The organism is Brumimicrobium glaciale (assembly GCF_004152935.1).
In the GTDB taxonomy this organism is placed as follows: Bacteria; Bacteroidota; Bacteroidia; order Flavobacteriales_D; family Crocinitomicaceae; genus Brumimicrobium; species Brumimicrobium glaciale.
Genome location: NZ_SETE01000007.1, coordinates 110927 through 135605 on the forward strand (window position 1 = coordinate 110927; position 24679 = coordinate 135605).

A 24679-nucleotide genomic window follows, 5' to 3' on the forward strand; every position below is an offset into this window, starting at 1 on the left:
TAAAATTCACAAAAACATATACAACTGGTTATTAGCTCATTAAGTTAAATATTTAAACAATTGATATTTAGTTAAATAGTTGATTTATATTTGCGATTTATACAGCAGTAAATAAGTTGAAATTGTATTAAAAAATTATCCATTTTTAATTGGAGAGTAATAGAAATCGTCTTAATTTTGGACTGTTTAAGATATAGAATATGAAAGGATTTTTGACTGATGATTTGCTATTAAATTTAAGGAATATTACGGAATTAAACATTGCCTTAGTATCTAAGAAATGCACCCATCTAGGTGAAAATCAAATAAAATGGAAACCATCGAAAGACAGCTGGAACATTCAAGAAGTTTTGTCTCATCTCAATAGTTATTCCACGTATTATCACCACGTTTTTATTGATAAAATTCAAAACACGAAATTCAGTAGTGTTAAAGAGAATTTTGTTCCATCACCTCTTGGAAGAAGCGCTTGGAGATCTATGAAATTAGGTCGATTAAATAATATCAAACGAAAATTTCGCGCTCCAAAAAACCTTAATCCATCAATTAGTCCTGAATTAATAGATTTAGAACCTGTTACTAATTTTGTAAAAAATCAACAAGAATTAATTATAATTCTAGAAGATGCAGAGAGAGTAAATTTGAAAAAAGTGAAGATTCCAATTTCTATTAGTAAAATGGTTCGTTTGAGATTGGGTGACGCTTTAATGTTTGTAATTTATCACAACGAAAGACATATTCAACAAGTAAAAAATATACTTGCGCATCCAAACTTCCCTAAAAAACAATGATTGCAGGCATAAAGGCAATTTGTAGTCTAGCAGTAATTCCTGTTAGATCGACACATGAGGATTCGTCTGAAATTGTCACACAACTGCTTTTTGGCGAAATTGTCACTGTAATTGGTATTCATAATCAATGGGTAAAAATCAACATTCAGCAGGATAATTATGAGGGTTGGGTAGACAATAAACAATTGATTAAAATTTCAGAAATCACTTTTGAGAAATTCAAAACGAACACGCAAAGACAACAAGAAAGTATTTTAACAATCATTACACCTTGGGGGAAACAAAATGTTTTACAAGGTTCTCCAATACTATCAAATTCAAAGTCTTTCAAAATAGATGATCTAGAATTTTCTTGGGCAAATGAAATTCCAACTCAAAAACTAGACTCAAATTTAAATTCAAATATTAAAGATTTAGCCCTCTCCTACTCCAATTCACCTTATTTATGGGGAGGACGAACAGCTTTTGGAATAGATTGCTCTGGATTTACACAGACTGTCTTTCATCAAGTAGGTTTATTTCTTCCTAGAGATGCTTCACAGCAATACTTAGAAGGAACAAAAGTAGATTTTGAACAACTAAAATCTGGAGATCTTGCATTCTTCAAATCAGAAACAACAGGAAATATTCATCATGTTGGAATCGTTCTGCCTAATCAACAAATCATTCATGCACATGGAAGAGTTAGAATTGACACCTTGGATAAAGAAGGAATATACAATGAAAACAAAAAATATTATTCACATAAATTAATAAGCATAAATAATTATGGCACCTAAAATGAACCAATCCACACCACCAAGTCTTGGATTATTTGTTCGAAACATTAAATTAGTGACAAAAGAAATCTATAGGATTTTAAATTCGAAATCGAAAATTGTTTATATTGTCAATCCTAAGAAAAACTAGATTATTGAAGTTGAAAGGCTGTAAAGCTCAAGGTAGATATTCCACCTTCTTACACCAAACAACTTCGTAATTATACAAGATTGATTACTATTTATAATTTGAAAAAAAACATAAAGAATGAAAAGAGATAAGGAGATCTTTGATTTAATTGGACTTGAAAAAGAACGTCAAATCAACGGAATTGAATTAATTGCATCTGAAAACTTTGTTAGTGATGAAGTAATGGAAGCAATGGGTTCTGTTTTAACCAACAAATATGCGGAAGGTCTTCCGGGAAAAAGATATTATGGAGGTTGTGAAATTGTTGATCAAGTTGAACAATTAGCAATTGATAGATTGTGTAAATTATTTGGTGCAGAATGGGCTAACGTTCAACCGCACTCAGGTTCTCAAGCCAATGCTGCAGTGATGTTAGCTTGTTTACAACCGGGAGATAATATCCTAGGGTTTGATCTTTCTCACGGAGGACACCTTACTCATGGTTCTTCTGTTAATTTCTCAGGAAAATTATACAACCCACACTTCTACGGAGTTGATAAAGAAACTGGTCGTATCGATTACGAAGCATTAGAAAAGAAAGCAGTAGAAGTAAAACCAAAAATGATTATTGTTGGCGCTTCTGCATACAGTAGAGATTGGGATTACGCAAGAATTCGTAAAGTTGCTGACAAAGTGGGCGCTTTAATTTTAGCCGATATTTCACATCCCGCTGGAATGATTGCAACCAAACTATTGGCAAATCCAATGGAGCATTGTCATATCGTGACTTCAACAACACATAAAACTTTACGTGGACCCCGTGGAGGAATTATTATGCTAGGAAAGAACTTTGACAATCCTTTTGGAATCCGTTGGAAAAATGGGAACTTAAGATCGATGGCATCAATGTTAGATGCAGCTGTTTTCCCAGGAACTCAAGGTGGACCTTTGGAACATGTTATTGCATCAAAAGCAATCGCATTTGGAGAAGCATTGGATCCTAAATTTACTGATTACCAAAAACAAGTAGCAGCAAATGCAAAAGTTATGGCTGCAGAATTCGTAAAATTAGGATATAAAATTATTTCTGGTGGAACGGATAACCACAGTATGTTAATTGACTTACGTTCTAAAGGAATTACCGGAAAAGATGCTGAAATTGCATTGAACGATGCGCACATAACAGTAAATAAGAACATGGTTCCTTTTGATACTGAATCTCCATTTGTAACTTCTGGAATTCGTATTGGAACACCAGCAATTACTACAAGAGGATTAAAAGAAAATGATATTCCGAAAATTGTAGAATTGATGGACAAAGTGATGACAAACATGAATAACGAAGCAATAACAAAAGAAGTTATCACTGAAGTTAAACAAATGATGTCTGGTCACCCATTATTCAAATATTGAAATAAAATTCAAAAAAGGGCATTTGATTTTTCATTTGCTCTTTTTTATTTAATTTAACTTGGCTTTGCAAGAAGACTTAAAAATCTTTAGTTTTCTTGTGGAAACTAACAAAATTATCTTGCTCGCTTAACAATTTTCAAATCAAAGAATATGAAAACCTTAAACGAAAATTTTGCAAAGAGACTTATTCCACTCGTTGATAAAGTATCAGATAATGATCCTATTCACAGCAGTAATGAACAAGCTTTGTTTATCTATTTTAATTATGGTTTCGAGACAACAGATGAACTTTACAGTTTGATGTATAAAATTATCGATATTATAAAAGCAAAATGTTTAGGGGTTTACGATGGTAATGAACTGGCATTAGATCACAGTGATGGAATAATGTATCTGTATGGATCTAGCGCTGAAAAATTATACAACGAAATAAAACCAATTCTTGAACAAACAAGCTTTATGAAAGGCGCAAAAATAAATATGAGATTCGGTCCTTTGGAAAGCAGAACAAATGAAATAACTATTCAACTCAAATAAAGAATTTTAATCAATAAGTAGGAGCCGATTGTCTTTGATGAATCGAAAGACTTTAGTATTTTTGCTTGAAACAATATCAAATCAAAAATAAAATGATTAAAGCAAACGACCCGTCATTAAAATCTTGGATTGAGGTGGATGGAAACTCAGACTTTCCTATTCAAAATTTACCTTTTGGAATTTTCAAAACAGGACAAGATAAAGCCCGTGTTGGTTCTAGAATTGGAAATAAAGTAATTGACTTAAATGCCCTATATGTATTGGGTTATTTTAAGAATTTACCTTTTGAACAATCAGACTTTCAAACAGATGCTTTGAATACAATAATGAAGAAAGGTAAAGAGGCTACAACTGATTTAAGAAACCGATTGTCGAAGTTGTTTGACGAAAAACATACTGATTTATCAAATAACAATCACCATGTTGAACAAGTACTCATTGACGTTGACCAAGTGGAAATGTTGATGCCTGTTCAAGTTGGAGATTATACAGATTTTTACTCTTCTAGAGGTCACGCAACAAACGTGGGAACTCTATTTAGAGATCCTGCAAATGCACTTTTACCAAATTGGCTTTGGATTCCTGTTGGATACCACGGAAGAGCGAGTTCAATTATACCAAGTGAACAAATGATTAAACGTCCAAAAGGACAAACAAGACCAAATGATGATCAAGATCCAGTTTTCGGAGCTTCTAAATTATTGGATTTTGAATTAGAAATGGCTTTTGTAACTTTTGACGGGAAGCCATTAGGAGAAAACATTACAACTGCTGAAGCAAGCGACTATATTTTTGGAATGTGCATCATGAACGATTGGTCTGCACGTGATATTCAAAAATGGGAATATGTTCCACTAGGACCGTTCTTAGCAAAAAGTTTTGCTTCTTCTATTTCTCCTTGGATTGTAACAATGGATGCTTTGGAACCATTTAAAACAGAAGGTCCAAAACAAGATCCGAAAGTTCTTCCTTATTTAGAGTATGAAGGTGATTTCCATTATGACATCAACTTAGAAGTTGGAATTAAACCAGAAAATAGCGAGGAAACTACAGTTTGTAATTCAAACTACAAGTACATGTACTGGAATATGGCGCAGCAATTAGCTCACCACACCATAAATGGATGCAATATTCGTTGTGGAGACATGATGGCTTCAGGAACAATTTCAGGAGATGACCACAGCTCTTTCGGTTCAATGTTAGAGTTATCATGGAGAGGTTCAAAGCCTATCAAAATGAAAGATGGTTCAGAGCGTAAATTCATCAATGACAATGATACCGTGATTATGCGTGGACATTGTAATGCAAATGGTGTACGTATTGGATTTGGAGAAGTGTCTACAAAAGTGTTACCAGCACAATAATTATATTACAAGAACTGAGTGGAAAACAAGCCGGAAATTGATTTAGAAAAAGAACGCAAAGAGATTTTAAATGCGTTCAGAAGTTTATTGCGTGTTACGAAGAATGACAGAACACGAGAAGAAACTAAACAAATTCGTAAAGCATTTGACGTAGCTGTTGAAGCTCATAAAGATATGCGACGCAAATCGGGTGAACCTTATATTTATCACCCGATTGCTGTTGCAAAAATATGTGCCGAAGAAATGGAATTGGGTACAACTGCGATTATTGCTGCATTATTGCACGATACAGTTGAAGATACCTACATTACCTTAGATGATATTGAAGAATCGTTTGGAAAAACTGTTCGAAAAGTAATCGACGGATTGACAAAAATTCCTGAAGTATTTGATGAAAATATTTCTATTCAAGCAGAGAATTTTAGAAAAATGATCCTTACCATCTCAGATGATTTAAGGGTTGTTTTAATTAAATTGGCGGATCGATTGCACAACATGCGTACTTTGGACAGTATGCGTCCTGATAAACAATTGAAAATTGCATCAGAAACCAATTTCTTGTACGCACCACTCGCCCACCGTTTGGGTTTGTACACGATAAAAAGCGAACTAGAAGATTTATGTTTACGTTATATGAATCCACAAGCTTATCGTGAAATAAGCGGTAAACTAAAGTCAACGCATGCAGTTCGTCAAAGATTCATTCGAAGATTTACACATCCTATTAAGGAAGCTTTGACCAACGAAGGATATATTTTTGACTTAAAAGCAAGAACAAAATCCATCGCTTCTATTTATCGCAAGATGAAAAGCAAGGAAATTCCTTTTGAGGAAGTTTTTGACTTATTTGCCATTAGAATTACACTCGATACTCCAGAAGAACTAGAGAAACCAGATTGTTGGAGAGTTTACAGTATTGTTACCGATTTTTACCAGCCAAATCCAGACAGATTAAGAGATTGGGTTTCTACACCACGTGCCAACGGATATGAATCATTGCATACAACTGTGATGAGTCCACAAGGGAAATGGGTTGAAGTCCAAATTCGTTCTGAAAGAATGGATCAAATTGCTGAGAAAGGTTTGGCAGCACATTATAACTATAAGGAATCTAAAAATGGTGAAAATAAATTTGACCGTTGGATTGGTGAAATTCGTGAGTTAATTGGAAATCATTCTGAAGATGCAATGGACTTCGTTGATGAATTCAAATTGAATTTGTTTAACGACGAAATTTATGTATTTACTCCAAACGGAGAATTACGTGTACTTCCAACTGGTGCTACAACTTTAGATTTCGCTTTTGATATTCACACAGATATTGGTCTGACTTGCATTGGTGCTAAAGTGAATAAAAAATTGGTTCCATTAAGTCATCAACTGAAAAGTGGTCACCAAGTAGAAATCATCACTTCAAGTAAGCAAAAGCCAAACGAAGAATGGTTGAAATTTGCCATTACTGGTCGTGCAAAGCAAAAGATAAAAGCCGCTTTAAATGATGAGCGAAATAAAATTGCTGAAGACGGTAAAGAAATATTAGAACGCAAATTTAAACAGCACAATATTCGTTTTATTAGCGAAAACATTTCAATTTTAGAGAAATATTATAACGTTTCAACAGGAACCGAATTATACATTCGAATAGCCAAAGGAAAAGTAGATTTAACGAAACTCCGCAGAATTAAAAATGTTGGTGGAGTTCTAAAAGTTGAAAAAGAGGTTAAAACGAATAAAATCAAGCATGCAACAGACATTAGCAAGCGAATTGATAGTAAAAAAGACACTTTAGTAATTGGAGATGACTTTAAAGATATCGATTATGATTTTGCAAAATGCTGTAATCCTTTGCCAGGAGATCATGTATTTGGATTTATAACAGTGAGTAACGGTATCAAGATTCACCGAAATGATTGTCCAAATGCGGAGAATTTAATGGGTAAAATGAATTACCGTTGTATTTCTGCAAAATGGAAGAACCAAGCGGTTAAAGAACATTTGGCGAAACTGAAATTGATTGGAATTGATGATATCGGAATTGTAAATAAAATTACCGAGATAGTTTCTTACCAACAAAGTGTCAATATGCGCTCCATTAGTTTTGAATCAAAAGATGGTATTTTCGAAGGGAAAATTCAGGTTTATGTAATGGACAAGTATCATTTAGATGAGTTAATTGAGAAATTTGAAATGACTGAAGGTATTCAACGTGTTGAAAGATGGGACGATATTACTATGGAAAATCAAGAAGATTATTCTGATGAGGAAGTGTAAATTGAAAGAACTTTATTGTCTTTTCTTTGTTTAACAGTAGTTATTCTTATTCGTAAACATGAGCTATCGTTACATAATTTTCTTTTCGATCATATTGGTTTCCTTTCTAATTCTTGATATTTATATCTGGAAAGGTTATCGTAAAACAATTAAAGAAAAATATTATAAGTATTTCAAATGGTTAATTCCTTTGTCTTCTGTAGTCTTTTTATCTGGATTTGCTATTAATCTTTACCGCGGATCAAATGGAATTTACAATGCCAATGCTATAATAAATGTATTATTTGGAATTTCCCTAGGATTCTTTATTGCTAAACTATTTTCCGCTATATTTCTATTCTCAGAGGATATTATTAGGATTTTGGCACTTGTTAAAAATAAATTATTTTTCAGAAAAGACAAGTCAAAACAATTCGCAAGTAGAAGAAATTTTGTGAGAAGTATTTCTTTAGGAATAGCAGCTATTCCAGTTTTGGGGACTATTTATGCTGTCACGAAAGGAAAGTACAATTTTCATGTGAAGCGTTTAGATTTATCAATGAAAAGATTGCCTAAATCATTTGATGGATTAAAAGTGGTTCAGTTTTCAGATTTTCATGCTGGAAGCTTCGATGATATTGAAGCTGTACAACAAGGATTATCTCTTATCAATGATGCGAATCCAGATCTTATCATGTTTACTGGCGATTTAGTAAATAATCGAGCTGCAGAAATGATCCCTTATGTTGATTCATTAAAGAATTTATCAGCGAAATATGGAAAATACGCCATTTTAGGAAATCATGATTATGGAGATTATATTAAGTTTGAAAGTAACGAAGCCAGACAAAAAAATTTAGATGAGTTAGACGCTATTTTTGAAGAAGCAGGATTTATTTTACTTAAAAATGAAAATATTCAGATTGACAATGGAATAGATAAAATTGATATTATTGGAGTTGAAAACTGGGGTCAAGGTCCTTTTCCACAATATGGCGATATCGATTTAGCTTCTCAATCAACTCCAGATGGAAGATTCAATATTTTAATGAGTCATGATCCTGACCATTGGGAAAATATAGTAAGACAGCATCCTAAGCATTTTGATTTAACATTGAGCGGACATACACACGGTTCACAAGTTGGCGTTGACATCCCCGGATTCCAATGGAGTCCAGTAAAATACCGCTATAAAAGATGGTTGGGACATTATACAGAAAACGATCAGCATCTTTTCGTAAGTAAAGGATTTGGATTTTTAGGTTTTCCTGGTCGAATTGGAATGTCACCAGAAGTAATCAGTTTTAAATTACATAGCGAAGCTTAAGTTTTTTCTTTTTTCGTATTTGTTCTTGGTGGTATTTTTTGAAATTCAAATATTAAACTCGCTTTGATTTTATCATCTTTTGATTGCTCTCTAGAATGGTGCGATTCTCTATAAATATTTATTAATCTTTGCGGGTACCTACTTTTATAGATTTTTAGTATTATATTTAAAAATTCACTATTTAAAACGACTACTTTAGAACAAATTTCCCAAATGAAGAAAAAGATATTTTATTTAAGCGCATTATTTATTAGTTTAAGCCTCAACGGTATAAGTCAAGAGGAAGAAAGTAACTCTATTGAATCTCAGTTTAATAATTTAATAGAAAATTCCAATAGTTATCAGTCCTTCAAAGTAATAGATAAATCGAAACTTGGAGTTATACAAAGTAACATTCAAGATTCAATTTCGTCACTAAAAACAAAAATTGGCAAGTCTGAAATCCAAATTTTAGATCAAAAAGCAAAGATTGACAGCAATGAACAAAAAATTCAAGAATTAAATACTGCTTTAGACAAATCTAAAAATAGTGTAGATAATATTGATTTCTTAGGTATGCCAACCCATAAGTCTTCCTACACTTTTATAATGTGGACTATCATCTTTGTATTACTTGCTATTTCACTTATTATGTTTGTCATATTTAAAAAAGGGCATAGAAATACAAAGAATGCAAAGGAAAAGTTGGAAGAAACACAAAATGAATTAGAAAGCTTAAGAAAGAGATCGCTTGAGCGTGAACAAAAGGTGCGCAGAGAGTTACAAAATGAGATTAACAAGAATAACTTACGGAAAGATTAAATCAATCTCTCAAAAGTATACTTCTTAACAACAATAAAAGGTTCTATATGATTTTGTGTGGGTAGTTTTAAAATCTATTGTTTTAATTGAAGCTAAACGATTGTTAATTTGGTTCTACTTTTAATTAAATGGAAACTTTCTATTAAAAACTTAATTCGCTTAACTTTATAAGACCCTGTTATTTAAGTATTTATTATTCGAAGTCCCAGAGGGACGGCATATTAATAGGGATGGACGTAAGTCCATCCGCCAAACGATACAAACCGAAACAAATCCCCACAAAATCGACCTAATTGCATGCAATTAGGTCGATTTTGTGGGGATTTTTATTATATCTATTTGTTTTAAACCATGGACTTACGTCCTTGGCTATTAATATGCCGTCCCGCCGGGACTAATCAATTGAAATACAGACCACCATGTGCTTTCTTGTAAAAATGAAATGATAATTCTGATAAATACTTTAAAATACAACTCGTGTAGGTTACAGTTAAATTCGTAGTAGAACCATTAATTTTTCGAAGGATTAAAATTGATTACCCACAGTATTTCATATGGAGCCCAATAAAAAAGCATCCTTATTAAAACTATTTCATATAAAATAGCTTTAGTGAAGATGCTTTTATCTTTACTAAAATTCGGTGTTATAAAGGATTAATATTTAAAGTTACTATTTCCCTACACATCCCTTCACTGCCACCGATTAATGAAATTTACTTTTTTGCTTGTTTTTTAATTGAGGGTATCAATCCTCCATCAACCAAAATATCAGTTCCTGTCATAAACCTTGACTCTTTACTCACCATAAATTTTACAACGTCCGCAATATCATCAGGCTCTCCTGTTCTTCCCAAGGCAGTCATGCTTAACATTTGATTAATAATTTCTGGATGTTCCTCAGCTGCTTTTAATCCCATTTTTGTCATTATAACACCAGGAGAAATGGAATTGATTCGACTTCCTTTTTTACCAAAGCGCATCACATTATCTGCTACAATTAACATAACGCCACGTTTAGTGAAATTATACATAATACTTGAATCGTCTTTCACAAACTCTTTCACGATATCCAAAGAATTACTCGCAAGTGAGTTTCTAAGCGCTTCATCATATTTGTCATTTGGAGGAATTGTGTGCCCCATCATTGAAGAAAACAATACGATAGAAGAATCTTTTTCAGCAATTTCATAAACTGCATCAACAATCAAGGCAGTACCTTTAAGATTGATGTTGAAAATCTTATCTACATCATGAACAGTTTCACTCACTCCGGCAGTATGAACAAGTCCACCAAATTCACCTTGTTTTTTGGTGAATTCTATCAGGCTTTTCACCTCATCTTTAGAAGTGATATCACTCTTGAATCCGACAGCGTCAAAACCATTGTTTTTATATTCTTCTACCGCTTTATTCACTACCTCATCTGAATAATCAGCAACAACAATTTTATAATCTTTTAATTTATTTCCTGTGGCAACACCTAAACCTCCTGCTCCACCAGTTATTAACATTACTTTCTTTCCCATAACTAATTATTTTAAATTAATAATCTATCCTAAATCATTTCTAATAAAGATAATCCTTATATCCCCGATACTTGTACTTACAACACTGACATAAATCAGTTTTAAGCTATGTTAGCAATGAACTCACTAAAAACAACCAATTGAATTTTAATAATTCGACAAGGTATTTTTGAAATCTTGAAAAACGAGTTTTACAATCCGATACATCGCTAGAAATACATTAAACAAAAAATCCTTCAATCTACAAAACCAGAAGTTTTATCGATTGAAGGATATTCAGAAGTATTTATGTTTTGATCAATAATTAACTTTCGTTATTTGAAGATTTATTTCCTATGTAAATGAACAAAACCATGTTCTATGCTTTCATCACCAGAAAGTCCTTTAACTGTAAATTTGTAGAAATAAGTACCTTCAGAACATTCGGTTCCTGAATTTTTATTTTTTCCGTTCCATGGTTCTGCTGGATTATTTGATTCAAAAATAACGTTCCCCCATCTATTCAACAATACAAAATCTAATTCTTGTACATTTTCAAAATGAAAATCTAGGAAGTCATTAATACCATCTCCGTTAGGCGTGAAAACATTGGGTAACTCATAGGAAGCTACATTAGGAATAATTGTAATTATCTTTGTAATCGAACTTTCACAATGATCATTTTTTGCTATCAATGTAACTTGATGCTCACCAACCTCAGTAAATACGTGTGAAATATCATATAAATCTCCCCAGAAGGATGAAGAGTCTTTAAAGTGATACCACTCAATAGCGTTTTCACCACTTGAATTGTTTTGCATGAAAATTTCATCTCCAGATTGTCCTTCATAGGTACTTGCAGTAAAATCAGCAAATGGTGTATCATAGATTGTTACCGTTGCAGAACTATTCAAATCTCTCGAACACAAAGTATCTAAAACTTGAATTAATTCAACATTAAAAACTCCACTCACATCTGTTGGAAATGTAATTGTTGCGGTATTCTCATTATTAGATGAAGAAATTTGCAAAGTATCACCGTCCACTACATAAACAAAAGTATAAGGTGCATACGTATTTTGTCCTGTGAATATTATTTCTGGTAATATTGTATCGCCTTCACACGCTTCAACATTTGCAGACATTTCAGCATAAGGCGATTTGAGAACAATAATATCTACTAAGACTTTTGGATTACAAACACCAGAACTAAATGTATAAGTCTTCGATCCTAAAGTATTCGTACTTAATGCTGGAGACCATGTTCCAGTAATTCCATTGTCGGAAACAGTAGGTAAAGTAACTTGTTCGCCCATACAATAAGGTCCAAGCGTAGGGAAAACAGGAACTATTGTATCACTAACAACAACCTGTATAGAATCATATACAATTTGATTACAAAAATCAGTAACAGTTCCATATAACCATTGAGTTCCTGCGCTAGTAAATATAATTTCTTCGGTACTTAAAGAACCTACAGACGGGATTCCATTTGGTGAAAAACTCCAATTATAAGTATAAGTCGGGACTCCAAATTTACCTAAAGTAGATGCTGTAATTGTATCTCCTAAGCATATTTGTGTTTCAGATAAATTTATACTGCTTGAAAGATTATTAAATTCTACTGTTTTTCCAGTTACTGTTACTACCCAATCAGTTGTTGCAGCTATACAATCATCAGAACATCCAACTGCTCCATCGCAAGTTCTAAAAAATTGAAGTTGAAATGGAATAATTTGTGCGTTACAGGAAGGAGGTGGAAGACAAGCCGCTACATCGTTATAAATAGGGATTTGATTTCCTGTACAATCTCCTGTTTGGGGTGAATTACAAAACCAGTAATAGTTTGCTAGAGGAGGACTAACACAGGTTCCTGATAAATAGCGAGTAGCACCATCATTAAGCAAACAAGTTCCAAGCGTCTCAAAACTAAAATCAGTTGTGGTATTTATTATCGTTGCAAAAGGTGGAAATGTAAGATCCATATCATAATCACATGAAGTATTAAAAGTACAGGTTGCGCTGTACATTGAACCAATTATATTTGCCAACAATGTCGTTTCTACTCCTGTTACAAGTGGATCAATAACCAACGCCGATTCACCAATATTGTCAGCAATCCATTTGAAAGGGACAATAACATCAACCTGTTGCCCATTAATAGCATATAATAATGAATTTCTTACTTCAGGATTTGAAACTAAAAATCCAACGCCTTGATGCATTTTCAAAATAGACTTCCCATCTTTTTTAATGTCAATATCATCACTTCCAAAATCATCTTTGGGGTTTGTAAAGAAAGAGAGGTCTAAATCTTGATCTGATTTAAAATTCTCTCTAAAAATCAATTCATCAAATGTTCCAAACTCATTACTTTTCATAATAAAGTCTGTTTTAATTGATCCTTTTCTTACTTGCATTTCTGCATCTATTCCAGGAAAGACATTCTTTATTAGTATGCCATCTGATCCTGCTGAATAATCCGACCAATCTGGTTTAGCTAGGAATTTTATTTCATTCCCAACCTTTTTGTACAATGTCCATTGATTAAAATCAATCTTTCCAGTTCTTGTTTTTATATAAGAATTGTTAGAATTCACATCAAAACCAGCTGGTTCGTAATAATACTTAGATTCATAAATACTATTTCCAATTGAAGCCAGTTCTGTCTCTATTGCTCTCCAATGGTTATTAGAATCTAAATAATTAATCGGGAAATATCCTTTCTGAACATGAAACTCAGATGGATTGTCTACATCTATAAAATAACGTGTATCAATTGTTCTTTTGGATAAGTCCTCTACAATATTTCCGTTTGGAGAATTTGAGGGAAGTAAACCAAATTCTGGGTGAATGTAAAACTCCTCATCATTTTGGTCTTTCCAAAACTGAATGTTTTCTCTCTTTTGTTCGGAAAGTGTTTGATAGTTGTTCTTTTTGATATTCATTCCTTCTTTTGCTTCTTGAGCACTTAAAGAGGAAGTAATTGACATTGAAATCGACATGATAACAATGAAAAAATAGGTCATTCTACATTTCATATTTTATGCGTTTTGTCTGATTTATTTGGAGATAATTCAGTAGTGAGTAAATAGTGTTCTAAACTGGTTTCATATAAATTTAGATAACTAAGTTAACAATATATAAAACCAAACCAAATATTTTTAACTTATAATCAAGCGTTTATAAATTATACTTTTATAAATCAATCTGATTATTAATCTTTAGTAACCTCTATAAGTCATATAGAGTCTAGATTATATTGGAATTAAAATCTGAATCTATTCTACAAAAAATAAGACATTACAATACTAAATACCAGTAAGGTAAATTAAAAATAAATTGATTTAAAATTGAATTCAGGTAAAATCCTTGAAAGCTGTGCATAACTTAATTATAAATCTCATGAAAAGAATGGGACAGTCTTACAATTTCCTTACTTTTGTCTTTTAATGAATTGAATGCATGGAAAGCGTACAAGAAACAGTTAAGAATATTTTTTCGGCGTATTTGGAAAAGAATGGACACAGGAAAACTCCTGAGCGTTTTGCCATACTTGAGGAAATTTACAATTACGAAGGTCACTTTGATATAGAATCACTTTATATCAAAATGAAAAATAAAAATTATCGTGTATCACGTGCTACATTGTACAACACAATTGATTTATTATTGGCTTGTAGTCTTGTACGAAAGCATCAATTTGGAAAGAATATTGCTCAATTTGAAAAATCTCATGGATTTAAACAACACGACCATTTAGTTTTAACAGATACTGGTGAATTGATTGAGTTTTGTGATCCACGTATTCAAAACATTAAATCTACTATCGAGGAAGTTTTTGGTGTAAAAATCAATCACCACTCACTCTACTTCTATGGAGTAAGAGACGAAAACGCAACAAAAAAAACATCTGATAAATCATAAGCAGTGAGCTTTTCTATCAATTCAGAAATACAATCATCAATTTGCATTCTTTCTTTTTCAGGAACAATTCTGACGAAAGATAAAGTGGATGAAACACTAGAAATGGTGGATCATGAATTGGCGGAAGGTCAAAGAAAATTCATAATTGATTTAAAAGCATTAAAACAAATCAATAGCAGTGGTTTGAATTTAATATTGCGGATATTTACACACATTCGAAATAAAGGAGGAGAATTGATTCTCGTTCAGGCTAACAAAACGGTTAGCGAACTTTTTAAAATATCTAAGTTAAATACAGTTTTTAATATTTCGGCGGATAAACAAACTGCCATTAACCAATTAAATGCACCAGAGGCATGAGTAAAGTAGACGTATTATTAGGATTACAATGGGGTGATGAAGGAAAAGGGAAAATTGTCGATGTTTTGACTCCCAAATATGATATCATTGCGCGTTTTCAAGGAGGACCAAATGCAGGACATACCTTAGAATTTGACGGAATTAAACATGTTTTACATACTATTCCATCTGGAATTTTTAGAAAGGATACTTTAAATATCGTTGGTAACGGTGTAGTAATTGACCCAGTTATTTTTCAAAGAGAAATTGAAAACTTAGCGAAATTCAATCTCCCAATCAAAGAAACTTTATTGATCTCTAATAAAGCACACTTGATTTTGCCTACTCACCGTTTATTAGATGCTGCTTCTGAGCAAGCAAAAGGTAAATCGAAAATTGGATCAACACTGAAAGGAATTGGACCAACTTACATGGACAAAACAGGTCGTAATGGAATAAGAGTGGGTGATATTTTCACCTCTACTTTCAAAGAGAAGTATGACAATCTTGTTGCGAAACACAAAGGAATGTTAGATCATTACGAAGGTTTTGAATACAATGTTGAAGAATTAGAGCCTGCTTTCTTTGAAGGAATTGACTTATTGAAATCATTGACGACTATTGACAGTGAGCACTATATCAATCAAGCGATGAGAGAAGGTAAAACTATCTTGGCTGAAGGAGCGCAAGGAACTTTACTTGATATCGACTTTGGTAGTTATCCTTTTGTAACGTCTTCAAACACGATTACAGCAGGAACTTGTACTGGATTAGGTGTTCCTCCAACAAAAATTGGTGATGTAATTGGAATTTTCAAAGCATATTGTACACGCGTTGGTTCTGGACCATTCCCTACTGAGTTATTTGACGAAGTTGGAGAGGAAATTAGGAGAGCTGGTGGTGAATTTGGTGCAACTACAGGTCGACCAAGACGTTGTGGATGGATTGATTTACCAGCATTGAAATATGCAATCATGATTAATGGTGCTTCTGAACTTTCAATGATGAAATCTGATGTTTTAGACGAATTTAAAGAAATTAAAGTTTGTACACATTACATCATTGATGGCAAGAAAGTTGATTATCTTCCGTTTGATATAACAGATATCGAGATTGAACCTGTTTATAAGTCATTTAAAGGATGGAATACGGATACAACAAAGTTGACCTCTTTTGCTGATGCACCGAAAGAACTGAAAGAATATGTTACTTATTTGGAAAAAGAATTAGAAGTTCCAATTGCAACAGTTTCTGTAGGTCCAGATCGTAGTCAAACATTGAACAATAGAAAATAATTGAAAACAAAATTCAACATATTAAAAATTGCGCTACTAATCGGTAGCGCAATTTTTTTGTCTACAGGTACATCGTCTGCTCAGAAATATATTGAATTATTAGAAGGTTCCGAAGAGATCCAACTGGATGGGAAAACGGGAAACTATATCGTTAAAGGAAATGTTGTTTTTAAGAAAGAAGAAACCAAACTGTATTGTGATTCTGCATATTACAATTTAGTCCGCAATACTGTCAGGGCTTTTGGAAACATTCACCTAAACAAAGAAGATACTTTAAATATGTTTTGTGACTCTTTATTCTTCGATACAAAGAAGGATTATGCAAAACTATATGGAAATGTTCGAATTCGTGATAATGAATACAAGCTCACAACAGATTCTATTGATTATGACTTAAAAAACAACGTAGGAATCTATAAAAACAAAGGAGTAATAACCAGTATTTCTTCAAGTGATAGATTAAGTAGTGATATTGGTTATTTCTACCCTAACTCTAAACAGTTTAATTTTAGAAAAAACGTTGTTTATACCAGCAATGAATTTACTGTTAAATCGGATACGCTTCAATTTAACGCTAATTCAAAAAAAGCATACTTCTACGGTCCTACTTACATCACAAATCAAGACATTAAAATGTATTGTGAGAAAGGCTGGTACGATTTGAATAATGATGCTGGTGTATTAGAAAATAACGCTTACATAGAAAAAGAGGAGCTTCGTATCAGTTCAGATAGTTTATACTATTCCTCAGCAGACAGTATTTACATTGCTAAAAACAATGTTCACATTATTGATACGACCAATAAAATTGGGTTTCAAGGAGATTATGCTGTTAATGATGAACGTAAAAATTATGCTTTTATAACTGGTCATGCTTTAGCGAAAAGATTTGAAGATAAAGACACGCTTTACATTCACGCGGATACATTGTACAATTATTCTGATTCTGCTGGAAAACCAATGCTAATGCAAGCGTACAAGAATGTAAAACTTTTTCGTGGAGATATGCAAGGAGTTTGTGATTCTCTAATTTACGATAAAGTAAAAGGAGAAATGAATATGTATACTGATCCAACTTTATGGGCTCAAAATGCACAATTGACAAGCGACACAATTACCATTTTTGAAAAAGACAATCGCATTCATCGTGCATTTTTACGTAAAAATGGACTAGTTGCTACTCCTGTAGATTCAACAAATTATTACAATCAAGTAGCCGGAACATTTATGAATGCGTATTTTGACAGTACACAAATTCGGAGAGTTGATATTGAGGGAAATGCAAAAACACTGTATTTCTTAGAAGATGAAGAAGAAAATGATACAGTTATTGTTGTAAATCGTCAAGGAATGAATCGTATTTACTCATCGAATATCAGTTTAGGATTTGTTGATGGAGATATTGAAACAGCAACCTATCGAGAAAATCCAGAAGGCATCGTCTACCCGATTTCGGATATTGATAAGAAAGAAGAACGTGTTGAACAATTTAAATGGAATATTGAAAAACGACCTTTGAGTTGGCAACACATGATTTATTCGAAAGAAGAAAGAGAAGTTATTATATCATTATATTACAGGATTATGAAATTCATTTAAATATATGAGAGCAATACTTACTACACTCAATCAAATATTTCCACTTTACCTTACACTACTTGTTAACTTCCCAATAATTTTAGGGCTTTTCATAAATAGTGACTTGGTTTCTCTTCGATTAATTATAATCAATTTTCTATGGCAAACCCTGTTTGTAATTCTATACAGAACCGCTAAAAGTTATTCAATTTATAGAACAGGAGTTTTTATTATCAGCATAATAGTAATTATTGAAAGCCTGCATTGGATAATTTTAAAAGGTCCTTTATCTACATCAAGCTTGTTTGTTATTTCTGCAACAAACTACCAAGAAAGTATCGATTTCTTAAGTATAAAAATTGGTTTAAACCTGCTATTAATTGCCCCTTTATTGGTGATTAGTATTTTAGCTTGGAAACACAGACCAATTCATAAAAAGTATTCCAATAATCCATATTTTTACGGGATTTTCCTTTTAATCTTTCTGGGATTCGTATTAGAAAATGCAGTGAATAATAGACTAGTTAGAAAGGGCGTTCCAAATTTCATAAAAGTTGCCATTACCTTCGAGCAACAATTAGATCAATTCAAAACCGCAAAAGAAAGTAAAGCCATTCAAATCGTTGATGCAAAATCAGTAGTCAAAAAGCAAACAGTTATTTTGATTTTAGGAGAATCTTGCAATAGAAATCACATGCAATTGTATGGTAACGAAAATGCTACGACACCATTATTGAGCAACCGAGATGATTTATATGTTTTTGACAATGTGATCTCCTCCTACTCTAATACTATTTCATCCGTTTTAACAAGTTTATCCGAAACAGCTTTAGACAATACTATTTCTTTAAATGAAGGAGCAGATATAATGGATGTATTTTCTTCAGCTGGATATACCAATTATTGGGTTTCGAATCAATCGCCAATTGGAATTTGGGAAAATCTTGTAACCGTATTTGCGAGAAAGGCCAATCACCCGATTTTCGTAAATCTTTCCAGTAGTAATTCTATGGAATCGACGCTGATGAGTTCTTATGACGAATTGCTTTTTGAACCAATCGAGAAAGTCCTTCAAAAAGAGGATTCTTTAAAGTTTATTATAATTCATACAATGGGAAATCACTCTTCATACAAAAGTAGATATCCATCAGAATTCAATAAATTCAAAGGTAATGATGGTAAATCGCAAACGATTGCAGAATATCATAATAGTATCTTATACCATGATTATGTTTTAGATTCTCTCTTAAAAATTATAAATCAAAACACAGAAAATGCAGTTGTTATTTACACTGCTGATCATGGTGAAAATGTTTATGATGAAGGAGGAAATTTGGGTCATGATTACGCTGGGAGATTACCGAAATCTAATGTTGAAATTCCATTTTTTATCTGGTTTTCTGATGAATATAAAAATACAAATTTTAAATTTTCGGAAGTAGCTGAAAGTAGAAAAAACGCTCCTTATGTTACAGACCATTTACTTCACACCTTAATTGATTTGGCAAGAATACAAACGCCATTGCTGAAACCAGGGAACAGTATTGTTAATGCTAATTTTGAAAGTGAAAGAAAGCGGATTTTAGAGGATGGGAAGGATTATGATGAGTAATTTAATAGATTCTAGTCAAATTTAAAACCTTTATCACCATCCTAATTACTAAGGTTTAATCAATTTTATTCAAATTCTCAACATGTGTATAAATAAATTTAATAATACAGTATAAGAACTTGAATCTATTTCAACAGATTATTTCTCTTAAATTAAACAACAAAGCTTTCATCATTATCCTGTCCCATCAAATTTCTCATCATTTTATTTAAAGCTGAAGTCTTAATAAAACCTTTGAGAGATAAGTCTTCGTCTAAACTTCCCCAATGTATCCCCACTCCTCCATTAATTAACTGCCAATCTAAAAGTTGAGAATTATCTGCTTCTTTTAATCTAGGATAGTCGGACAATTTCACCTTTAAAACATTTCCATTATTAAAAATAAGCAATAGTAAATCAAGGTCCTTATCAATATGTAAGGTTTTGATTCGCAGCTTTTGTTCAAAAATCAAACGATCTATTGAGTCATTCGATTTTTTATCGGTTTCCTTATTTAAAGTATTCATACCAAGCTTTTATTAATGTTTCTTTATGCTTACTTAGCAATTTTAAAATATCTTTTCTTTGTTGTAAAGTAAAACCATAACTATAAGCTTCTTCTAGCGGGTTCAACCAGTATTTTGCATTCCCTTCAGCTTTTAAAATATGAATGTGAACTGGCTCCCCATTTTCATTACTGTAAAAATAAAAACGATAACCATTCACGATTAAAACTTTAGGTATAGTAATAAAGTTACAAATATTTTAATCAATTCAACAGGTTAAATCTTGACTTTTTATAGAGTGGGTCAAATTACTTTAAAATTAACATAACTTATAAATCAAATTTAATGTGAATTTAGAATTAAAAATATACACTTAACAAAAAATAAAAACTTCTTACAACATTCAACATCCATATCTCACTTACTATATTATGTACAAGCATTTATATAGAAAATGATTACAAATATTTCGATTAAAAGATCATAGCAAGCTCCATAAAATATTGTAATAATGAACAATTAAGAAATAGCTAATTCAAATTGGTCTATTCATTTTGTACTAGCTTTTTCTTTTCATACCCAAAGTTTCCTTAAAACAGAGTAAATTAAAAAAAACTAAAATTGATTTTAACATCATATTTTTCGTATATTTAGCAATCGAACTAATTAAAATATTATACCATGGGAAGAGGTGATGTTAAAACAGCAAAAGGAAAGCGATTTAGAAGTTCATTTGGTAAATCTAGACCTAAAAAAGCAGGGACAGGAGTAAACATACCTGTAACGAAAACTAAGGAACCAAAAATAGCAACTCCTAAACCGACTACAGCAAAAAAAGCGACAACCAAGAAAGCTGAAGATAAAGCGCCTGCTAAAAAGAAAGCAACTGCACCAAAGGCAACTGCTAAAAAAACAGAAACTAAAGTTGAAGCAAAAGCAACAACAGCTAAAAAAGAGGAAAAGCCAAAAGCTAAAGCTGCTGATAAAAAAGAAAAAGAAGAGAAATAATTTCATAAATATATCCCTAGAGTCGTCATTCGTGTCGGCTCTTTTTTTTATTTGATTTTTCACAGTTTTAAACATCAAATCCTAAAAGAAAACGCATATTTATTAACATATTTGTAAAAAAAAGAAGCAAGATGAAACATAATTTTGGAGCCGGACCATGTATTTTACCTCAAGAGGTATTTAAAGAAGCTGCAGCAGCAGTTCTTGATTTTAATGGATTATCTATTCTTGAAGTTTCGCACAGAAGTGCTGACTTCGTTAAAGTAATGGAAGAAGCACGCGAAAACGTAAAAAAAGCATTGAATGTTCCTGAGGGATACACAGTTCTTTTCTTACAAGGAGGTGCTAGTTTAGGATTTTTAATTGCAGCTTACAATTTAGCTGGAGAACATAAAAGAGGAGCTTATATTAATACTGGAACTTGGGCAACAAATGCTATCAAGGAAGGTGTTAATGCTGGATTAGAAGCTGTTTCAATCGCTTCTTCAGAAGACAAAGGATTCAATTATATTCCAGAATTTGATGAGATTCCAGAAGATATTGACTTCTTGCATTATACTTCAAACAATACAATCGTAGGAACACAATTCAAATCAATTCCTGAGACAAATGTTCCATTGATTTGTGATATGTCATCTGATATATTTTCACAACCAATAGACGTTTCTAAATTTGATTTAATTTATGCTGGTGCACAGAAGAACTTAGGTCCTGCTGGAGCAACGTTATACATCGTAAAAGATAGCATATTAGGAAAATCTTCTTTGAATATCCCAAGTTACTTAGATTTAGCAATTCATGCTAAAAAAGACAGTATGTTCAATACTCCTCCTGTATTTTCTGTATTTGTTTCAAACTTAAACTTGAAACACATGTTGAAAAATGGTGGTGTTGAGGAAATGGGAAGAAAGAACAAGGCGAAAGCAGATTTACTTTATGGAGAAATCGATAGCAATCCAAATTTCGAAGGAACTACAGAAGTAAAAGACCGTTCATTAATGAATGTTACTTTCCGTTTAACAGATGATAGCAAAAAAGAGCGTTTTGATAAACTTTGGAATGATGGAAATATCATTGGATTGAAAGGTCACCGTTCTGTTGGTGGATACCGCGCCTCAATGTACAATGCTTTAGAGTTAAAGAGCGTTCAGGCTTTGGTTGACATTATGAAATCATTATAAAATTAATAGTAGAAAAATTATAGAATGAAGATATTAGCAAATGACGGAGTTTCTCCAGAAGGAATAGAAAGAATGGAAGCAGCTGGATTTACAGTTGTAACAGAAAATGTTCCTCAGGACAAACTAATAGATGCAATAAACAAAGAAAATTATGTTGCTTTACTAGTTCGTTCTGCAACAACAGCAAGAAAAGACCTAATTGATGCTTGTCCAAATCTTAAATTCATCGGTCGTGGTGGAGTTGGAATGGACAATATTGATGTTGAATATGCAAGAGAGAAAGGTTTAACGGTTGAAAACACACCAGGAGCCTCTTCACAATCTGTTGCTGAATTAACAATGGGTACAATGTATTCTTTGGCACGTTCTACTTACGATTCGTATAAAGAAATGCCAAAAACTGGTGCAAATGATTTTAAAAGCTTAAAAAAGAAATACAGTAAAGGTATTGAGTTAAGAGGAAAAACACTTTTGATTTATGGTTTTGGTCGTATCGGACAAACATTGGCAAGCTACGCTTTGGGAGCTGGAATGAAAGTTATTGGACTTTCTCTTTATGATGAAGAAGTTGATATTCCAATTTCTATTGAAGGTGTAGGTGAAGTTATAGCGAAAGTGAAAACAACAACCAATGTTAAAGAAGCACTTGGACAAGCAGATTTTATTTCAATGAATGTACCTAAACAAGATGGTAACAAATCTGTAATTGGAAAAGCTGAATTCGCATTAATGAAAGATGGCGTACGTATATTTAACGTTGCACGTGGTGGTGTTATCAATGAAGATGATTTAATTGAAGCTTTAAACAGCGGAAAAGTTGCAGCTGCAGCATTAGACGTTTTTGAAAACGAACCATCTCCAAGAACTGACTTATTGAATCATCCAGGAATTGCAAGTACTCCGCATATTGGTGGTCAAACTGCAGAAGCACAAGCAAGAATTGGAACTGAATTAGCTGATAAAATTATCGCTACTTTTAAGAAGTAGAAATAATTGATTTTGATATTGAAAAGCGTTTAGCCGAAAGGTTGAACGCTTTTTTTTGAGTTAAAATAACAAGCTATTTTATTTTTCAATCACTATTCAAAATTATCAGTAATTCTTTTTCGGTCTTCAATTTCTTTGTCATTTTTATGATAAATTTCAATAAATACAATCTTACTTTCTTCTTTAAAATGAGCATAAATTAATCGTAAACCCGAGTTCACTCCCTTACCTTTTAAAGATCGACAAGCAATTTTCTTTACTTTTATTACACATGTTGTTAAACCCAAATTATCAATTTGAAAACTAAAAGGAGGTCTTTCATTAGGAGAAAACATTAACACCTTTTTCAAAACATCCAAATCATTATTTAAGGTTCTATATTTTTTTAGGAGTTTTTTCAAGTCCCTTTTAAACTCTGATAGTTCCTCGAAAATCATTCTTGTTCCATTGCATCTCCGTAATTTCTTACTGAGAAAGGTAATTCTCTATAAAAAGTCAGTTCATAACTAATTTCCTCACCTTCTTTTGAGGCCAACCAAGGCAAATCTTTATGGGAATAACTACTAATTGAAGCGGCAGACCAATCACTCATTTGCTCAATCACGTTATCCAAAACTTCTTTTTCACTAGCTTTTAACTTTCTTAAATCTGCTTTCACTAAAGGTAAATAGCGAATTTGCGGATAATCATGATATTTAGTTTTGATCCTTTTCAATTGTCCACTCTCCACCATTTGATTGATAATCGAATTTAGTTTTTGCGGAACAGGTCCAAAAGGAAGCTTTTTATAAGTAGCACCAGTTAAATGCTCTTCATACAATTCAAAATAGTTAAAATCTGAAAAATACAATAACTTATAAAGTACAGTCTCACCTACATTGGGTTTTCCAGCACATTTTTCAAGAATATACAACAAGACATTTTTTAATTTTCCAACATTCAAAATAGGTTCTGAAGCTCGTTCTTCAACTTCATTATGCAATTCTTTATTTTCATTCAAAATCTCCTGATTAATTTTAAAGTCTTTGGACATAAAATCATCTAATGAAAATTCTAATTCAATTGATAGTAACTGCATTTCAAGAATACTCACATTCCTATTTCCAAGTTCTATTTGCGCTAAAGAGGGTCGTGAAATATCAACACTCTTTGATAAATCTTCTTGCGATAACCCTTTCAACTTTCTAAGTTCAGTAAGTCTTTTGCCGATTAGTTTTTGATTTAATCTTCTTTCCATTGATATTAATAATATTTATCAAAGATAGATAATGTTTTAATATAAAACAATTAATTGATTTAATTAGAAACAAAAGTAATATCACTATCATCTATTTGTACTAAAGCTATGGACATCTAAACTTTCCATCTAATAATATTCAAATAAATAGGTG

22 protein-coding genes are annotated in these 24679 nt (G+C 32.3%); 16 read left to right on the forward strand and 6 right to left on the reverse strand.

What is annotated here, in order from left to right; all coding sequences use genetic code 11:
* Positions 1 to 200 precede the first annotated feature (200 nt).
* The 8 genes from ERX46_RS15725 (at position 201) to ERX46_RS15760 (ending at position 9371) form a co-directional block, all read left to right on the forward strand.
* The gene (locus tag ERX46_RS15725; RefSeq protein WP_130094820.1) at positions 201 to 791 is read left to right on the forward strand and encodes a DinB family protein; all 591 of its coding nucleotides are present in this window, start codon (positions 201 to 203) and stop codon (positions 789 to 791) included.
* On the forward strand, positions 788 to 1570 hold the full coding sequence (locus tag ERX46_RS15730; RefSeq protein ID WP_130094821.1) for a C40 family peptidase: 783 nt from the start codon (positions 788 to 790) through the stop codon (positions 1568 to 1570). The genes ERX46_RS15725 and ERX46_RS15730 overlap by 4 nt, the downstream gene beginning before the upstream one ends.
* Before the next feature lie 247 nt (positions 1571 to 1817).
* Positions 1818 to 3092 carry a serine hydroxymethyltransferase gene (gene glyA, locus ERX46_RS15735; RefSeq protein WP_130094822.1) on the forward strand — a complete coding sequence of 425 codons (1275 nt, stop codon included), beginning with the start codon at positions 1818 to 1820 and terminating at the stop codon, positions 3090 to 3092.
* 150 nt (positions 3093 to 3242) lie between these two features.
* On the forward strand, positions 3243 to 3629 hold the full coding sequence (locus ERX46_RS15740; RefSeq protein ID WP_130094823.1) for a hypothetical protein: 387 nt from the start codon (positions 3243 to 3245) through the stop codon (positions 3627 to 3629).
* A 92-nt stretch (positions 3630 to 3721) separates the two neighbouring features.
* Positions 3722 to 4993, forward strand: coding sequence for a fumarylacetoacetase (gene fahA / locus ERX46_RS15745; protein ID WP_130094824.1), 1272 nt, complete (start codon positions 3722 to 3724; stop codon positions 4991 to 4993).
* 18 nt (positions 4994 to 5011) lie between these two features.
* Complete coding sequence (locus ERX46_RS15750; RefSeq protein ID WP_130094825.1) at positions 5012 to 7264, forward strand: RelA/SpoT family protein; 2253 nt, start codon at positions 5012 to 5014, stop codon at positions 7262 to 7264.
* Between the two features lie 58 nt (positions 7265 to 7322).
* On the forward strand, positions 7323 to 8570 hold the full coding sequence (locus ERX46_RS15755) for a metallophosphoesterase (RefSeq protein WP_130094826.1): 1248 nt from the start codon (positions 7323 to 7325) through the stop codon (positions 8568 to 8570).
* A gap of 213 nt (positions 8571 to 8783) precedes the next feature.
* Positions 8784 to 9371 (forward strand): hypothetical protein, encoded by a 588-nt coding sequence (locus ERX46_RS15760; RefSeq protein WP_130094827.1) that lies wholly within the window; start codon positions 8784 to 8786, stop codon positions 9369 to 9371.
* A 713-nt stretch (positions 9372 to 10084) separates the two neighbouring features.
* Here the strand turns inward: ERX46_RS15760 and ERX46_RS15765 are convergent.
* Both ERX46_RS15765 and ERX46_RS15770 read right to left on the reverse strand, forming a co-directional pair.
* Positions 10085 to 10897: an SDR family oxidoreductase gene (locus ERX46_RS15765; protein WP_130094828.1), complete on the reverse strand. Its 813-nt coding sequence runs from the start codon at positions 10895 to 10897 to the stop codon at positions 10085 to 10087.
* A 326-nt stretch (positions 10898 to 11223) separates the two neighbouring features.
* Positions 11224 to 13917, reverse strand: coding sequence for a T9SS type B sorting domain-containing protein (locus ERX46_RS15770; protein WP_130094829.1), 2694 nt, complete (start codon positions 13915 to 13917; stop codon positions 11224 to 11226).
* A gap of 424 nt (positions 13918 to 14341) precedes the next feature.
* Between ERX46_RS15770 and ERX46_RS15775 the strand changes: the two genes are divergently transcribed.
* The 5 genes from ERX46_RS15775 to ERX46_RS15795 are packed head-to-tail and all read left to right on the forward strand — an operon-like array spanning position 14342 to position 19627.
* Positions 14342 to 14803 (forward strand): Fur family transcriptional regulator, encoded by a 462-nt coding sequence (locus ERX46_RS15775; RefSeq protein ID WP_130094830.1) that lies wholly within the window; start codon positions 14342 to 14344, stop codon positions 14801 to 14803.
* 3 nt (positions 14804 to 14806) lie between these two features.
* The gene (locus ERX46_RS15780; protein WP_130094831.1) at positions 14807 to 15163 is read left to right on the forward strand and encodes an STAS domain-containing protein; all 357 of its coding nucleotides are present in this window, start codon (positions 14807 to 14809) and stop codon (positions 15161 to 15163) included.
* Positions 15160 to 16437 (forward strand): adenylosuccinate synthase, encoded by a 1278-nt coding sequence (locus ERX46_RS15785; protein ID WP_130094832.1) that lies wholly within the window; start codon positions 15160 to 15162, stop codon positions 16435 to 16437. Before ERX46_RS15780 ends, ERX46_RS15785 begins: the two co-directional genes overlap by 4 nt.
* Complete coding sequence (locus ERX46_RS15790) at positions 16438 to 18036, forward strand: OstA-like protein (protein WP_130094833.1); 1599 nt, start codon at positions 16438 to 16440, stop codon at positions 18034 to 18036.
* A 4-nt stretch (positions 18037 to 18040) separates the two neighbouring features.
* Positions 18041 to 19627 (forward strand): phosphoethanolamine transferase, encoded by a 1587-nt coding sequence (locus ERX46_RS15795; protein ID WP_130094834.1) that lies wholly within the window; start codon positions 18041 to 18043, stop codon positions 19625 to 19627.
* Positions 19628 to 19779: 152 nt separating this feature from the next.
* On the opposite strand, the gene ERX46_RS15800 is transcribed toward ERX46_RS15795, so the two are convergent.
* Both ERX46_RS15800 and ERX46_RS15805 read right to left on the reverse strand, forming a co-directional pair.
* Positions 19780 to 20133 carry a DUF2442 domain-containing protein gene (locus ERX46_RS15800; protein ID WP_130094835.1) on the reverse strand — a complete coding sequence of 118 codons (354 nt, stop codon included), beginning with the start codon at positions 20131 to 20133 and terminating at the stop codon, positions 19780 to 19782.
* Positions 20117 to 20332: a DUF4160 domain-containing protein gene (locus ERX46_RS15805; RefSeq protein WP_165366257.1), complete on the reverse strand. Its 216-nt coding sequence runs from the start codon at positions 20330 to 20332 to the stop codon at positions 20117 to 20119. The genes ERX46_RS15800 and ERX46_RS15805 overlap by 17 nt, the downstream gene beginning before the upstream one ends.
* A 461-nt stretch (positions 20333 to 20793) precedes the next feature.
* On the opposite strand from ERX46_RS15805, the gene ERX46_RS15810 reads away from it, so the two are divergent.
* The 3 genes from ERX46_RS15810 to ERX46_RS15820 all read left to right on the forward strand — a co-directional run bounded on the left by ERX46_RS15810 (position 20794) and on the right by ERX46_RS15820 (position 23288).
* Entirely contained in the window at positions 20794 to 21120 is a 327-nt protein-coding gene (locus tag ERX46_RS15810) for a 30S ribosomal protein THX (RefSeq protein ID WP_130094837.1), read from the forward strand.
* A 131-nt stretch (positions 21121 to 21251) separates the two neighbouring features.
* Positions 21252 to 22301: a 3-phosphoserine/phosphohydroxythreonine transaminase gene (gene serC / locus ERX46_RS15815; protein ID WP_130094838.1), complete on the forward strand. Its 1050-nt coding sequence runs from the start codon at positions 21252 to 21254 to the stop codon at positions 22299 to 22301.
* Between the two features lie 24 nt (positions 22302 to 22325).
* A complete protein-coding gene (locus tag ERX46_RS15820; protein WP_130094839.1) occupies positions 22326 to 23288 on the forward strand; it encodes a D-2-hydroxyacid dehydrogenase in 963 nt (320 codons plus the stop codon).
* A gap of 92 nt (positions 23289 to 23380) precedes the next feature.
* Here the strand turns inward: ERX46_RS15820 and ERX46_RS15825 are convergent, their stop codons facing one another.
* Together ERX46_RS15825 and ERX46_RS15830 are read right to left on the reverse strand one after the other, a co-directional pair.
* Positions 23381 to 23689 (reverse strand): hypothetical protein, encoded by a 309-nt coding sequence (locus ERX46_RS15825; RefSeq protein ID WP_130094840.1) that lies wholly within the window; start codon positions 23687 to 23689, stop codon positions 23381 to 23383.
* Positions 23690 to 23721: 32 nt separating this feature from the next.
* On the reverse strand, positions 23722 to 24525 hold the full coding sequence (locus ERX46_RS15830; protein ID WP_130094841.1) for a type II toxin-antitoxin system antitoxin SocA domain-containing protein: 804 nt from the start codon (positions 24523 to 24525) through the stop codon (positions 23722 to 23724).
* Between the last annotated feature and the right edge of the window lie 154 nt (positions 24526 to 24679).

Bases quoted from the DNA above. Each gene is read 5' to 3' on its own strand.
- ERX46_RS15770 (WP_130094829.1), bottom strand. From the start codon at position 13,917: ATGAAATGTAGAATGACCTATTTTTTCATTGTTATCATGTCGATTTCA.
- ERX46_RS15775 (WP_130094830.1), top strand. From the start codon at position 14,342: ATGGAAAGCGTACAAGAAACAGTTAAGAATATTTTTTCGGCGTATTTG.
- glyA (WP_130094822.1), top strand. From the start codon at position 1,818: ATGAAAAGAGATAAGGAGATCTTTGATTTAATTGGACTTGAAAAAGAA.
- ERX46_RS15785 (WP_130094832.1), top strand. From the start codon at position 15,160: ATGAGTAAAGTAGACGTATTATTAGGATTACAATGGGGTGATGAAGGA.
- ERX46_RS15800 (WP_130094835.1), bottom strand. From the start codon at position 20,133: ATGAATACTTTAAATAAGGAAACCGATAAAAAATCGAATGACTCAATA.
- ERX46_RS15740 (WP_130094823.1), top strand. From the start codon at position 3,243: ATGAAAACCTTAAACGAAAATTTTGCAAAGAGACTTATTCCACTCGTT.
- ERX46_RS15830 (WP_130094841.1), bottom strand. From the start codon at position 24,525: ATGGAAAGAAGATTAAATCAAAAACTAATCGGCAAAAGACTTACTGAA.
- ERX46_RS15755 (WP_130094826.1), top strand. From the start codon at position 7,323: ATGAGCTATCGTTACATAATTTTCTTTTCGATCATATTGGTTTCCTTT.
- ERX46_RS15810 (WP_130094837.1), top strand. From the start codon at position 20,794: ATGGGAAGAGGTGATGTTAAAACAGCAAAAGGAAAGCGATTTAGAAGT.
- serC (WP_130094838.1), top strand. From the start codon at position 21,252: ATGAAACATAATTTTGGAGCCGGACCATGTATTTTACCTCAAGAGGTA.
- ERX46_RS15730 (WP_130094821.1), top strand. From the start codon at position 788: ATGATTGCAGGCATAAAGGCAATTTGTAGTCTAGCAGTAATTCCTGTT.
- ERX46_RS15760 (WP_130094827.1), top strand. From the start codon at position 8,784: ATGAAGAAAAAGATATTTTATTTAAGCGCATTATTTATTAGTTTAAGC.
- ERX46_RS15795 (WP_130094834.1), top strand. From the start codon at position 18,041: ATGAGAGCAATACTTACTACACTCAATCAAATATTTCCACTTTACCTT.
- fahA (WP_130094824.1), top strand. From the start codon at position 3,722: ATGATTAAAGCAAACGACCCGTCATTAAAATCTTGGATTGAGGTGGAT.
- ERX46_RS15765 (WP_130094828.1), bottom strand. From the start codon at position 10,897: ATGGGAAAGAAAGTAATGTTAATAACTGGTGGAGCAGGAGGTTTAGGT.
- ERX46_RS15725 (WP_130094820.1), top strand. From the start codon at position 201: ATGAAAGGATTTTTGACTGATGATTTGCTATTAAATTTAAGGAATATT.
- ERX46_RS15820 (WP_130094839.1), top strand. From the start codon at position 22,326: ATGAAGATATTAGCAAATGACGGAGTTTCTCCAGAAGGAATAGAAAGA.